The organism is Candidatus Dadabacteria bacterium (assembly GCA_009840385.1).
Classification (GTDB): domain Bacteria; phylum Desulfobacterota_D; class UBA1144; order Nemesobacterales; family Nemesobacteraceae; genus Nemesobacter; species Nemesobacter australis.
Window position 1 is genome coordinate 67982 of record VXNX01000005.1, and the last position, 12075, is coordinate 80056.

Annotated in this window: 14 protein-coding genes; 4 read left to right on the forward strand and 10 right to left on the reverse strand. The window is 47.2% G+C overall.

What is annotated here, in order from left to right:
• Positions 1-96: 96 nt before the first annotated feature.
• Positions 97-1653, reverse strand: coding sequence for a sodium:calcium symporter (locus F4X55_01785; protein MYC39741.1), 1557 nt, complete (start codon positions 1651-1653; stop codon positions 97-99).
• 292 nt (positions 1654-1945) lie between these two features.
• On the opposite strand from F4X55_01785, the gene F4X55_01790 reads away from it, so the two are divergent.
• Positions 1946-2275 (forward strand): TraR/DksA family transcriptional regulator, encoded by a 330-nt coding sequence (locus F4X55_01790; protein ID MYC39742.1) that lies wholly within the window; start codon positions 1946-1948, stop codon positions 2273-2275.
• Here F4X55_01790 and mtnA read toward each other — a convergent pair.
• Both mtnA and F4X55_01800 read right to left on the reverse strand, forming a co-directional pair.
• A complete protein-coding gene (gene mtnA / locus F4X55_01795) occupies positions 2269-3318 on the reverse strand; it encodes an S-methyl-5-thioribose-1-phosphate isomerase (protein MYC39743.1) in 1050 nt (349 codons plus the stop codon). The two genes, F4X55_01790 and mtnA, sit on opposite strands and share 7 nt — an antisense overlap.
• Entirely contained in the window at positions 3315-4202 is an 888-nt protein-coding gene (locus tag F4X55_01800; GenBank protein ID MYC39744.1) for a 50S ribosomal protein L11 methyltransferase, read from the reverse strand. The genes mtnA and F4X55_01800 overlap by 4 nt, the downstream gene beginning before the upstream one ends.
• A gap of 73 nt (positions 4203-4275) precedes the next feature.
• Between F4X55_01800 and dksA the strand changes: the two genes are divergently transcribed.
• Positions 4276-4635, forward strand: a complete 360-nt coding sequence (dksA, locus tag F4X55_01805) for an RNA polymerase-binding protein DksA (protein MYC39745.1) — start codon at positions 4276-4278, stop codon at positions 4633-4635.
• Between the two features lie 3 nt (positions 4636-4638).
• Here dksA and F4X55_01810 read toward each other — a convergent pair whose 3' ends face one another.
• The 3 genes from F4X55_01810 to F4X55_01820 all read right to left on the reverse strand — a co-directional run bounded on the left by F4X55_01810 (position 4639) and on the right by F4X55_01820 (position 6740).
• Positions 4639-5097, reverse strand: a complete 459-nt coding sequence (locus F4X55_01810; GenBank protein MYC39746.1) for a nuclear transport factor 2 family protein — start codon at positions 5095-5097, stop codon at positions 4639-4641.
• Positions 5098-5210: 113 nt separating this feature from the next.
• On the reverse strand, positions 5211-5897 hold the full coding sequence (gene bamD / locus F4X55_01815) for an outer membrane protein assembly factor BamD (GenBank protein MYC39747.1): 687 nt from the start codon (positions 5895-5897) through the stop codon (positions 5211-5213).
• 123 nt (positions 5898-6020) lie between these two features.
• On the reverse strand, positions 6021-6740 hold the full coding sequence (locus F4X55_01820; protein MYC39748.1) for a metal-dependent hydrolase: 720 nt from the start codon (positions 6738-6740) through the stop codon (positions 6021-6023).
• 166 nt (positions 6741-6906) lie between these two features.
• Here F4X55_01820 and serS point away from each other — a divergent pair, with 166 nt between their 5' ends.
• Positions 6907-8187: a serine--tRNA ligase gene (serS, locus tag F4X55_01825; GenBank protein MYC39749.1), complete on the forward strand. Its 1281-nt coding sequence runs from the start codon at positions 6907-6909 to the stop codon at positions 8185-8187.
• A 12-nt stretch (positions 8188-8199) separates the two neighbouring features.
• On the opposite strand, the gene F4X55_01830 is transcribed toward serS, so the two are convergent.
• From F4X55_01830 to rpsB, 4 genes are read right to left on the reverse strand one after another with little or no spacing between them, the layout of a single operon-like run.
• Positions 8200-8772 (reverse strand): ribosome recycling factor, encoded by a 573-nt coding sequence (locus F4X55_01830; protein MYC39750.1) that lies wholly within the window; start codon positions 8770-8772, stop codon positions 8200-8202.
• On the reverse strand, positions 8769-9512 hold the full coding sequence (locus F4X55_01835) for a UMP kinase (GenBank protein ID MYC39751.1): 744 nt from the start codon (positions 9510-9512) through the stop codon (positions 8769-8771). Before F4X55_01835 ends, F4X55_01830 begins: the two co-directional genes overlap by 4 nt.
• Before the next feature lie 12 nt (positions 9513-9524).
• Entirely contained in the window at positions 9525-10121 is a 597-nt protein-coding gene (gene tsf / locus F4X55_01840) for a translation elongation factor Ts (protein MYC39752.1), read from the reverse strand.
• A gap of 2 nt (positions 10122-10123) precedes the next feature.
• The gene (gene rpsB, locus F4X55_01845; protein MYC39753.1) at positions 10124-11044 is read right to left on the reverse strand and encodes a 30S ribosomal protein S2; all 921 of its coding nucleotides are present in this window, start codon (positions 11042-11044) and stop codon (positions 10124-10126) included.
• Here rpsB and F4X55_01850 point away from each other — a divergent pair.
• Positions 11007-12056 carry a diacylglycerol kinase family lipid kinase gene (locus F4X55_01850; GenBank protein MYC39754.1) on the forward strand — a complete coding sequence of 350 codons (1050 nt, stop codon included), beginning with the start codon at positions 11007-11009 and terminating at the stop codon, positions 12054-12056. The two genes, rpsB and F4X55_01850, sit on opposite strands and share 38 nt — an antisense overlap.
• Positions 12057-12075 lie beyond the last annotated feature (19 nt).

The window sequence follows — 12075 nt, forward strand, 5'->3', positions numbered from 1 at the left end:
ATTTGGGATTTCTGTGGAATTTTATAAGACAGAAAGAGAGAAGAGACAGGACGCTCGCCCAAGAAATGAACATGAAGAGTGCAGAAGCAAAATCCATTATTTTTCCCTCCTACCGGCAATATAAACCATAGCTGACAGAAAGACAAACAACCCTACAATATAAAGCCTAGCGAACCAGATGTTCCAGCTGCTCGCTCCGATTATTGAAGGCAGGCTGGTGTATCCCCACCAGCATATGAGAATCAGAAGGAAAAACGGCGTCAGGTATTTCAGAATGTAGTAAAAAACACGTGGAGCTTTTATGAATCCGCCAGAATTTATCTCATTCCAGGCCTTCTCGGATCCGAATACCCACATGAACATCACTATTTCGATGAATCCGAATACGACAAGCATTATAGTGCCGGCCCAGAAATCCCATTCATCAAGAACCTGACTTATCAGTATCACGGGCAGTACGCTTACTATTATTATCAGCATGGTGTATACGACCGCCCTTTCTCTTGAGATGCTGAATTCATCCTGGAGGAAAGTTACTACTGGATAAGCTATAGCTACGGACGAAGTCATGCCGGCGAAAAACAGGAGAAAGAACCACAAAAATCCGAAAATTCTCCCCACTTCAACGCCTCCCAGGCTTCCCGAAATGCTGGCGAACACGGCGGGGAGGCTTACGAATCCCAAGCTGAAAGCGCCTGACTGCGCTACTGTGACCACGCTTGCTACTCCGAAAAACGCTACCGCCGCCGGAATGGCTATCGAGCCCCCAAGAACTATCTCCGCCGTTTCGTTGAGGGTTGCAGAAGTCAGACCGCTTAGCGTTACATCATCGTCGATCTTTATGTAAGACGCGTACGCCACTATCGCCCCGAAAGCCAGACTCAGCGTGAAAAAGATTTGCCCGGCCGCCGCTATCCATACCTTCGGGTTTTTAAGAGCTTCGAAGTCCGGATTCCAGAGAAAATTAAGGCCTTCGATCGCCGTTCCGTAATCAGTTTTAAGCGTCAGAGTTTTTACTACTAGTATTATCGCCAGAACAAACAGCAGGGGAAGGGCGTACTTGACGAATATCTCTATGCCTCCAGATATTCCTTTTAGCATGATGTAGAAGTTTGCGGCGATTGTGATTACAAAAGCTGTAATAGCCATTTTGGAAGGGGAAAGAAGGACTCCGTCTCCCGCACCGAGATAGTTGGCAAGAAAACTGCTGTAAGGCTTTACATACTCCGCAGCGTTTGAAACCGACCCAGGGTCAAGACTGGGATTACTTCCCAAGAGAAAGTGCAGGGCGTATCCCAAAGTCCAGGACTCGATGTAAACATAGTAGATTGTTACAACAAGGGGTATCCAGAGTCCTATAACGCCAAGGATTCTGGAAACGGGACTTTTCCAGAAGAGATTGAAGATCGCGGGAGTTGTTCCGTGCCCGCGGGACCCTCCGTACCTTCCCATTCCCCATTCCATCCACATGATGGGGATCCCTATCATGATAAATGCTATGAAATAGGGGATCATAAAAGCGCCGCCACCGTTTTCCGCGGCCTGCGTGGGAAATCTGAGGAAGTTGCCAAGACCTATGGCGTTGCCTGCCATGGCTAAAATCAGACCAGTCTTGGTTGCCCAAGCGTCCCTGCTGTTAGGGTTCTTTTTCATTTCGGAAGGGCTAGAATCAAAAAAGCTATATTATCACCAAGGCGGAGGATATGGCAAGATAAAAAGCTTTAAGTGTTGAAACTAGTAGTATTGACAAAACGAATAATGATTTTATCTTAATTCTCCCTAGAAAATCTGAACTTCAATCACGAGAGGAGTCAGCGTGCCCAGAGTAAAGAAGAAACAAACCGAAAAACCCCCTGCGAAAAAAAGTTCTTCTGCAGCGACCGCCACAAAGGCCAAGTCGAGGAGAACCAATCCCAAGAAGTATACCAAGAGGTTTCTTGCTCAGATGACGGCGATGCTCAAGGAGATGAGAGAGGAACTGCTTGAAGACGTGACCAGGTCAATGAGAGAGGAATCGGACCACCTGCGTTTCAACGTAGGAGATTTCTACGACCATGCATCAGAAGACAGGCAGAGAGAGCTTGCCCTTACGCTCTCAAACAGGGAACGCAGCAAGCTACATCAGATAGATGATGCTCTAAAGAGAATTGAAAACGGTGAATACGGCTTCTGCGAGGTTACCGGGGAAAAGATAGGGGAAGAGAGACTAATTGCCATGCCCTTTACGAAACTGAGCGTCGAGGCTCAGGAGGAAATCGAAAGGGGAGATTACTGATTTTCCCTTTTAAGCCTGCCGAGAGATTTAGTGTAGGGTTTTTTGAACAGACCGACTTCAGTTATTAGGCATTCAATATTGTCGGCTGGTGTAATATCAAACGCGGGATTGATCGCGTTTACTTCGGCGCTTATCCGTTTTCCGTCTATGTGTGTTACCTCTTCGGGGTTTCTTTGCTCGATTATAATATCCTCTCCGCTTGAACATTCGTTATCTATTGTTGAAGTGGGAGCTGCCACGTAGAAAGGGATCCCGTGATGCTTCGCCAGGATTGACAGGGAATATGTCCCTATCTTGTTTGCCGTATCTCCGTTTGAAGCTACTCTGTCGGCTCCGACCACGACCGAATCAACAACCCCCTTGCTCATCAGATGTCCGGCCATGCTGTCGGTTATCAAACGGACCGGAATGCCGTCCCGCTCAAGCTCCCAAGTGGTAAGTCTTGCTCCCTGAAGAACCGGTCTTGTCTCTGATGATATTACGCTTATGTTCTTGCCTTGGCGAAAGGCCGATCTTATTACCCCTAGAGCTGTTCCGTAACCTGCGGTGGCAAGTCCTCCGGCATTGCAGTGCGTCAGGACAACAGAGTTGTCTTTTATGAGTTCCGATCCGTTCTCCCCGATCTGCATGCATGTCCTGAGGTCTTCTTCCTGTATGTTAATTGCTTCAGTTATAAGAAGCTCCTTGATTTTTTCCACTTTCTGGCCCCTGCATTCTGAGATCAATCTGTTCATCCTGCCGATGGCCCAGAACAGATTTACGGCTGTCGGTCGCGTCAGGGCCAGATGCTCCGATATGGTTTTCATGCGCTCCGCGAATTCTTCGTAAGAAGAATCGTTGCTGACGCTCGTGGCCCCGAGAGCCATTCCCATGGCGGCTGCTATCCCTATAGCCGGAGCCCCCCTGATAACCAGATCTCTGATGCATTCTGCCACCTCTTCAAACTTTGCGCATTCAACATAGGCTTCCTCACCGGGAAGCTTTCTCTGGTCAATCATTAAAACCCTGTTGTTTCTCCACTCTATCGTTTTAAAGGAGTTCATTTCTTTGGCTTCCTCGTTCTCTTTAGACTGAAGAGAAGTCCTGCCCACCCACTCTCGACCTTCTCACTAACCATATCATACCCCGAGTTTCTGTATATCCCGGCTATCTCCTGTTTATCGCTTGCCTGTATTCCGGACACTATAAGGTACCCCATGGGGAAAAGCCTCTCTTTTAAACTGTTTTTCATTGAGATGAGGGTATCTCTGGAAGTGTTGGAAACAATCACGTCGAATTTCTTTAGCGTACAGTATGCAGAACCACACCAGACTTTTACCCTGTCGGAAGTTCCGTTTGCAGCGGAATTCGAGATGGTCTCTCTTGCGGCCTTGAAATCTATGTCTGCGCAAAACGAAACACCCGCCCCCAGTTTAATTGAGCAGATTCCCAGAATACCGCTTCCGCAGCCGACATCAAAAACGGAACATCCGGGGTGTTCCCCAATGATTTCATCCAGATAACTTATGCATATCCTAGTTGTTTCGTGGTGTCCGGTGCCAAAGGCGTTTCCTGGATTTATTTCAACTACCTCGGTTCCTTGCTCCGCCTGGTAGTGTTTTTCCCAAGGAGGTTTGATGACTATCCGGCGACTTGCCCTTACAGGTTTCAAGTAGGATTTCCATCCTTCCCAGTCTGCCTGTTTGATGTATCGAGTGGTGAACCGTACGGCCTCGGCGTTTTCGTCAAGCAGCGCCAAGAACTCTTTTACCGTCGTTATGACTCCCGCGATATCCGTTTTTTCCTCAAAATACGCATGAATTAGCAGTTTCCCGTGTTCTCCTTGCTCCTCGCTTACGGCTCCGGCCTCAAGACCCAAAAGCAGATCCGAAACAGATGCGGCCATCTCCTTGGGCAACTCGATCGTAAGTCTCTTCATTCTCGACATGGCAGATAATTAATTATATTCGGTGCGCCTAGTCAAATTTACAAAGAAAGCACGGGTATATATAATATTTGCCATGAAGGCAGAAACTAGGGAGACCGTAAGAACCATCCTGATTCAGAAGATGTCCGATATATTGGGCATTGCCTACAATACTGTTGATAGGATGAGCAAGGGATCCAACTCTTTCCCCGATCCCCTTGACAGGGCTCTGTCCGAGTCGAACAGAGTTCTTGAACTGAGGGAAAGGGACAGGGAGAGAAAGCTGCTTCGGAAAATACGCGACGCCCTTGCAAGGCTTGAAAACGGTTCCTATGGAATCTGCGAGGTGTGTGAAGAGGAGATCTCGGAGCAGAGACTGATCGCAAGGCCGGAGACTACTCTTTGCATAGAGTGCAAGGAAGAGCAGGAAGATATTGAAAAGAAGTTCGGCTAGCTGTTAATTCTCAAGAATCATAGTTCCGCTGAGCAGGTTTAGCATAGACTCCTTGGTTATTTTCCACCGCCCCAAGACCTTCGACAAGTTAATAACCTCTTTGGCTTTATACGTCATCGAATAGCCATCTATCTTCACGTCAATTGAAGACAGTATCATCACCCTTGCGTTTGTTCCGTTGATATATATGTATCTTTCGGGCTCACTGAATGATACCTTGTCAATGACGGATACGTGATCCCTGAATCTGTTCACAAGTTTCTGCTTGTCAATTACCTCTTCTCCAGAGGTTATCCTGTAATCTTCGTGTATGCACTCCGAATAAATTTCGGGGTCTTTTAGTTCGAAGGCACTGGTCCTCTTGTCAAGAAGCATATTTATCTTGTCTTCATCAGAAGACCCGCAGGACGCGAGAAAGATAACCGCGACCAGATATGCAAGCAGCTTGTATGTTCTGATCATGTCTGTTTTATCGTTTGGTCGAACCGACGCGCACAGTCGGAGAATTTATCGTGCCGTTGAGTTCATGAGCTGGATTGTTTGTCCCCAGCCACGGGGAAAGATTTTTCCAGTCACTAGGATGACTGCTCGGATAACTTTTCTTGAGTCTCTAAGAGAAGCTCTCTGGCTTTTTCTGTATATTCGGTGTCGGAGTAATTTTCCAGAACGTTTTTATATCTTTGCGCCGCGGCCTCGTAGTTTTTTTTCCTCTGGTAGAACTTCCCTATGTAGATTTCTCTTTCCGCGAGTAATTTTCTGGATTTCTCGATCTTTTCATGCGTTTGCTCAGCGTATGGGGAGTCGGGGTAGGTTTTATTGAGCAAAGTGAACCACTTTATCGCATTAAGCGGCTTCGAGTGATTTCTGTCCTTTCCCGATTTCATTTTATAGTAGGAGAGTCCGAGTCGATACATCGCGTAATCAAGTTCTTCGTGACCTGGATGGTTGGTTATGAAATTTTCGTATTCTTCGGCGGCTAGGGTGTATTCCTTTTTTTTGAAATAGACATCACCGCTTCTCAGTTCGGCTAGTGCGGCGTACTTTGTATAAGGGTAGCGGATCTGTATTTCTTTCAGTATGTCGAATACTTTGTCGTAATTTGTTCCGCCGAATATCCAGGGAAAACCACTTTCCTTGTTAAGTTCTTCGACCACTTCGTTGTTAAGTTGCTCCGCTGTTCCTTCGTAGATTGCTTTCTTTCCCCCGCAGGAAACCACAAGGAGCAAAGCAACGATAACTAGTAATCTTGCCGGGTTTTTCATGACTCAATATTGTTTGGGAAATTGTTTCTGTGTCAACACACCTTCAAGTGAGCATCTTCGGGAGCGTTTCTCACACTCAATAAAAAGAATTCCCTTGGTTTTCAAATAAAAGTTCTCCGCAGGTCAGGTGATTTTCTGTCCCGGTTCAAGGGCAACTACCGTCAGAGAATCCATGTCCTTGGTCAGCGTTTTCAATTCATCCGGGGTTCCCACGAGAAGCGGAAAGGTTTCGTAGTGCATAGGAACGACCCATTTCACGTTGAGCAGTCTGCATGCGTACGATGCTTCAAGCGGGGACATCGTGAAGAGATCTCCGATGGGAAGCATTGCCAGTTCCGGTTTGTATATTTCCGATATAAGTTTCATGTCACCGAAAATGTTGGTATCTCCGGCGTGGTATATTGCGTAATCATTTTCAAATTTTATTACGTAACCTACAGGTTCCCCGCCGTAAATAACCGTTCCGTCTTCCTCTTTAATGCTGCTGCTGTGCTGAGCGTGGGTCACTGTGAACCTTATCCCGTCTATAACAACGTTGCCTCCCTTGTTGCACGGCATGCAGTTCTCAACCCCCTTTGAGCTCAGCCAGTCGCAGATTTCCCAGTTAGCCACAACCTTGGAGTTGTATTTCCTGTAAAGGGGAATCACGTCGCTTATATGGTCAAAATGCCCGTGCGAGACTGTTATAATGTCAATGTGGCCGACTTCACGGAGTTGCTCCGGGCACGAGGGATTTCCTTGGATCCACGGATCAAGCATCACCGTTTTGCCACCGGGTGATTTTACCAAGAAAGTGGAATGTCCAAAGTAGGTTATTTCTATTCCGTTATTCAGTATTTCCATTACGCGCTCCCCTCATCAATGTTTTTTCGGGCTTATCTATCCGGTTATTAAACCCGAAAAGAACCTTTTGTGCAAAGTTGCAAACTGTTTGAAAATATCGGCTGTGAGTGTACATTAGACACCTGACTTTTTGTTTCTTCAGGTTCTTGCGGAGCGTGTGTTCTAAATGCTGGATCCCAAATTAATTGAGCGAAATATCGATCTTGTGGGCGAAAAACTCGCTACCAGAGGGTTTGACACCGATCTTTCGGAATTTGCCGTACTGAATTCCCGTAGAAAAGAGATAATACAGAAGGTCGAGGCCCTTGAACACCGGAGAAACGAGGGTTCAAAGAAGGTAGGCACTCTTAAGAGATCGGGGGATGAAGACGAGCTTTCGAGACTTCTTCCGGAACTCAAGGCCCTCTCCGAAGAGATAAAGGATCTCAATGAGAAGAAAACCGAGGCGGAGATGCTTCTCAGGGAATTTCTCCTGAACGTTCCCAACATGCCCGACTCCTCGGTTCCCGAAGGGCCCGACGACACGGCGAACGTTGAGATAAGAAAGTGGGGAGAACCCCGGGATTTTGACTTTGAGGTAAAAGATCACGTGTTGCTTGGGGACGAGCTTGACATACTGGACCTTCCGAGGGCTACGAAGATCGCGGGCGCGCGATTTGCGCTTTACAAGAATGCAGGCGCGCGGCTTGAGAGGGCACTTATAAATTTCATGCTAGATGTTCATACCAAGCAGCACGGGTACACAGAAGTTCTCACTCCCTTCGTAGCCAACACCGAGAGTCTTACGGGGACGGGAAATCTTCCCAAGTTCGAAGAAGATCTTTTCAAACTGAGCGATACGGATTATTACATGGTTCCCACTGCCGAGGTTCCGGTTACAAACATTCACCGCGACGAAATAATTCCCGCAGAGATGCTTCCGATTAAATACGTGGCCTACACTCCGTGCTTCAGGAAGGAAGCGGGTTCCTACGGAAAAGACGTGCACGGAATAATAAGGCAGCACCAGTTCAACAAGGTGGAACTTGTGCGTTTTGCTAACCCGGAGAACTCATACGAGGAGCTTGAGACGCTGACCGCCGATGCCGCTAAGATTCTCGAGCTTCTCGGTATTCCTTACAGGGTCGTTGTTCTTTGCACAGGGGACATGGGATTTTCTTCGGCCAAGACTTATGATCTTGAAGTGTGGGTGCCGAGCGAAGGCAGATACAGGGAAATATCATCCTGCAGCAATTTTGAGGCGTTTCAGGCAAGGCGGGCTAACATAAGGTACAGGAAATCAAAGGGATCCAAGCCGTCCTATCTTCATACCCTTAATGGTTCTGGTGTGGCCGTGGGCAGGGCTCTTCTGGCGATTCTTGAGAATTTTCAGACCGAAGAAGGAACCGTAGAAATTCCCGAGGTGCTGGTTCCCTACATGGATGGCATCAAGGTTATAAGCCGGTAATCCGTGCGGTTCTCAGATTTCCAATATTTCCTTTTCTTTCTTTTCAAGCAGGGCGTTTAACCTGCTTATCCTCTCGTCAGTGAGTTCCTGTATTTCGGAGAGGGCTTTTTTTGTTTCGTCTTCTGGAAGGTTGTCTGTCTTTCCGGCCTTCTTTATCAGGTTATTTGCATCTTTTCTTATCTGTCTTATGGAGACCCTGTGTTCTTCGGCAACTTTGCCCGTGTGTTTGACAAGTTCCTTCCTTCTTTCCTCGGTCAGGGGAGGTATAACAAGTCTGATAGTGTTCCCGTCAACCGACGGGTTTATTCCGAGTTCTGATTGCGCGATCGCTTTCTGTATTTCCTCGACCGCGCCCGGGTCCCATGCCTGTATGAGTATGGTTGAGCTATCGGGCACCGACACATTGGCGAGTTGGTTAATTGGAGTCTGGGCGCCGAAATAGGAAACTCTCATCGTATCGACAAGAGCCGCCGACGCTCTGCCGGTTCTTATTCTGGAGAGTTCCTGCTCGAAAACGCTTACAGTCTTGTCCATTCTGTCTTCGGCGTCAATACAAAGTTCTTCAACGGACAGCTCTTCACTCATTGTTCCGTACCGCTCCTTACAATAGTACCTACTTTCTCTCCGCGTATAACTTTCTCTATGCTGCCTTTTTCAAAAAGATCGAAAACCACTATGGGGATATTTCCCTCCATGCAAAGAGAGATTGAGGTCGCGTCCATTACTTTCAGCCCTTTCTTAAGGATTTCCATGTAAGTGAGTTCGGAGAACTTAGAAGCATCCTTGTTTTTAACCGGGTCCTCGTCATAAATGCCGTCGACTTTGGTTGCCTTCATTATGATATCCGCTCCCATCTGAAGAGCCCTCAGGGTTGCCGCCGTGTCGGTCGTGAAAAACGGATTGCCGGTACCTGAGGCGAATATGACTATCCTTCCCTTCTCAAGATGACGTATGGCCCTTCTTTTGATAAAGGGTTCGGCGACCTGCTTTATTTCAAGTGCGGTTTGTATGCGGGTCGGAAGACCCTTTCGCTCGAGAAAATCCTGCAGAGCAAGCGCGTTTATCACAGTCGCCAGCATCCCCATATAGTCGGCCGTGGAACGGTCCATGCCCTTTGAAGAGCTGGAAACACCCCTGAAGATGTTTCCTCCGCCTATGACTATGGCCGTTTCCACTCCAAGGGAGTAGATGCTTTTTATTTCTTCGGAGACGTATTCAATTACTTCGGAATTGATACCGAATTGGCCGGGACCCTGAAGAGCTTCTCCGCTGAGTTTGAGAAGGACTCTTTTATATTTCGGGATGATTTTTTCAGAGGATCCCATTGTCCGGTTTTTTCATTCGCCCAGTTGGTATCTTACGAACCTTTTTACAACTATGTTTTCGCCGATTTTTGCTATCAGATTGTTTACGAGGTCTACGATTTTTATTTTAGGATCTCTTATATATGGCTGCTCAAGAAGACATATTTCCTCGAAAAACTTGTTTATTCTTCCCGCAACCATTTTTTCTGCTATATTCTCGGGTTTTCCCGATTCCATAGCTTCCGCCTTGAGGATCCGCTTTTCATTTTCTATTTCTTCTTCTGAAACTTCTTCCTTTCTTACGTAGACCGGATTGTTTGCCGCTATCTGCATAGCGACTTCCCTGCAGAGATTCTGAAATTCATCGTTTCTGGCCACAAAATCCGTTTCACAGTTAACCTCGAGCATTACGCCGATCTTGCCGCCTGCGTGAACGTATGAGGAAATAATTCCCTGATCGGTTTTTCTGGTAGTTTTTTTAGATGCTTTCGCAACGCCTTTTATTCTCAGGATCTCAGTCGCTTTTTCGAAATTCCCCTCGGTTTCCACAAGCGCGTTCTTACAGTCAAGAAAAGGAGCACCCGTCTTTTCTCTCAAATCCTTTACCATTGCTGCTTTGATCTCAGCCATTTCTAGTCCTCTTTTTTATCTTCTGTATTCTCTGACATTTCCTTCTGCGCCTGGGCGTTTTCACTTTCGGAAGATTCCGAAATCGCTACCGAAACGAAATCTTCCCCCTCATCATCAGATTCGGCTTCCTTGAAAACGAACACTTTCCTTTCTACCACTACGCCCTCAAGACTGTCTTTTTCTACCTGTTCAACCTCCCCACTGACCAGTTTTTCCTGATATATGTGATTTCCCTCGATACAGGCATCCGCTATTTTTGAAGTGAACAGCTTTATCGCCCTTATGGCGTCATCATTGCTTGGAATCGGATAATCCGCGTTCGCGGGATCGCAGTTCGTATCAACGATCGCTATGACCGGTATCGACAGATTTCTCGCTTCTTTTATGGCTATATGTTCTTTTTTGGTGTCTACGACGAAAATAGCGTCGGGAACCTGCTTCATGCCCACTATTCCGCCCAGAAGTCCCTCTAGCTTTACTATCTCTCTTCTCAGGTTTTTCGCTTCTTTTTTCGGAAGCAGCTCCATCTGTCCATCTTCTTCAAGCCTTTTTAGTTCCAGCAGATAATCAACCCTTGAGCGTATCGTGTTGAAATTTGTAAGGGTTCCGCCCAGCCAACGCGTGTTTATGTAAGGCATGTTGCACCGGAGCGATTCTTCCTCGATTATTCCCCGGGCCTGTTTCTTGGTTCCCACCAACAAAACGGTTCCTCCGTCCGCCGCCGTGTCTTTCACGTAGTTAAACGCTCTGTTAAAGAGGGTGACGGTCTGCTGAAGGTCGATTATGTGAATGCCGTTTCTTGCTCCGAAGATAAAGGATTTCATTTTCGGATTCCAGTGGCTTTTCTGATGTCCGAAATGTACCCCCGCTTCGAGCAGGCTTTTCATGCTGAGTTTTTCGCTAACTGCGGCTTCTTCTGTCATTAAATATCCTCCGAATTCCTTTTGCAAATCAGGTTTTAATACCAGAAAAACGATTATTAATCAAGTTGTTGGGTATGATAATGTTCCATATCAACAATGCCGGAAGCTTGAAGAAGACAAGATGAAATACCTTGTAATAGCAAATCCCGAGGCGGGCACAAAAACGCTTGACACAACGCTTGAACAGGTCCGTAGCGCTTTTGAAGCAAGAGAAATTATCCATGAAGTGAGACTTACCCAATTCCCAGGGCACGCCGCGAAGATTGCCGCAGAAGGGCTCAGTGAAGGATTTACCCACATGATTTCTCTTGGAGGGGACGGTACGTCAAGCGAGATCGTAAGTTCAATCCGCGATACCGAAACTGTTTTCGGAATTATTCCAGGAGGCAGTGGAAACGATTTCCCGAAGGCCGCCGGCATTCCGCTTGATACGCAAGCGGCTGTAGACAATATTTTTTCGGGCCGGCCGAGAAAAGCCGATGTGGCCTTTGTTGACGAAAAATGTTTTATAAACGGTTTTGGGGTCGGGATGGACGGTGCCGTGGCGCACGATTTCGGGGAGCTTGGCCTCAGGCGTCTTGGTTCTTTCGGCTACATTGTTGGAGCGGTAATTGAGGCGTTCCGGTTTCAGGGGTTTGTCTCCAAAGTGGATGGGGAAGTTGGTACGGCGTCCGCGACAGGCAGAAAACTGCTTCTTTTCGGAGCCTCGAACGGTCCTTTTCAGGGTGGGAAATTCAATCTGGCCCCCGGGGCCGACATATTCGACGGGCATCTCGATATCCATATAATAAGTGACATGCATCCGATTGGAAGGCTTTTTAAGATACAGAAGGTGCTTGAGGGCCGTCACGAGGGACTTCGGGAGGTCAGCATTGTGAGAGTGAAGCAACTAAGGTTCGAAACCTTTACGGATCTTCCGGCGCACATGGACGGGGAGATATTCACTCTTCGTTCCGGAAAGCACTCTATACGGATTGGAGAGCAGAGAGTAAACATTATAGTTCCCGCGTAGTACGGACAGCCCGGGGGTT

What these genes read in the sequence shown, in the direction of transcription:
- dksA (MYC39745.1), top strand. Translation starts at nt 4,276, where the DNA reads ATGAAGGCAGAAACTAGGGAGACCGTAAGAACCATCCTGATTCAGAAG.
- F4X55_01850 (MYC39754.1), top strand. Translation starts at nt 11,007, where the DNA reads ATGCTGAGTTTTTCGCTAACTGCGGCTTCTTCTGTCATTAAATATCCT.
- F4X55_01835 (MYC39751.1), bottom strand. Translation starts at nt 9,512, where the DNA reads ATGGGATCCTCTGAAAAAATCATCCCGAAATATAAAAGAGTCCTTCTC.
- F4X55_01830 (MYC39750.1), bottom strand. Translation starts at nt 8,772, where the DNA reads ATGAGTGAAGAGCTGTCCGTTGAAGAACTTTGTATTGACGCCGAAGAC.
- F4X55_01800 (MYC39744.1), bottom strand. Translation starts at nt 4,202, where the DNA reads ATGTCGAGAATGAAGAGACTTACGATCGAGTTGCCCAAGGAGATGGCC.
- F4X55_01790 (MYC39742.1), top strand. Translation starts at nt 1,946, where the DNA reads ATGACGGCGATGCTCAAGGAGATGAGAGAGGAACTGCTTGAAGACGTG.
- rpsB (MYC39753.1), bottom strand. Translation starts at nt 11,044, where the DNA reads ATGACAGAAGAAGCCGCAGTTAGCGAAAAACTCAGCATGAAAAGCCTG.
- F4X55_01820 (MYC39748.1), bottom strand. Translation starts at nt 6,740, where the DNA reads ATGGAAATACTGAATAACGGAATAGAAATAACCTACTTTGGACATTCC.
- tsf (MYC39752.1), bottom strand. Translation starts at nt 10,121, where the DNA reads ATGGCTGAGATCAAAGCAGCAATGGTAAAGGATTTGAGAGAAAAGACG.
- F4X55_01785 (MYC39741.1), bottom strand. Translation starts at nt 1,653, where the DNA reads ATGAAAAAGAACCCTAACAGCAGGGACGCTTGGGCAACCAAGACTGGT.
- F4X55_01810 (MYC39746.1), bottom strand. Translation starts at nt 5,097, where the DNA reads ATGATCAGAACATACAAGCTGCTTGCATATCTGGTCGCGGTTATCTTT.
- bamD (MYC39747.1), bottom strand. Translation starts at nt 5,897, where the DNA reads ATGAAAAACCCGGCAAGATTACTAGTTATCGTTGCTTTGCTCCTTGTG.
- serS (MYC39749.1), top strand. Translation starts at nt 6,907, where the DNA reads ATGCTGGATCCCAAATTAATTGAGCGAAATATCGATCTTGTGGGCGAA.
- mtnA (MYC39743.1), bottom strand. Translation starts at nt 3,318, where the DNA reads ATGAACTCCTTTAAAACGATAGAGTGGAGAAACAACAGGGTTTTAATG.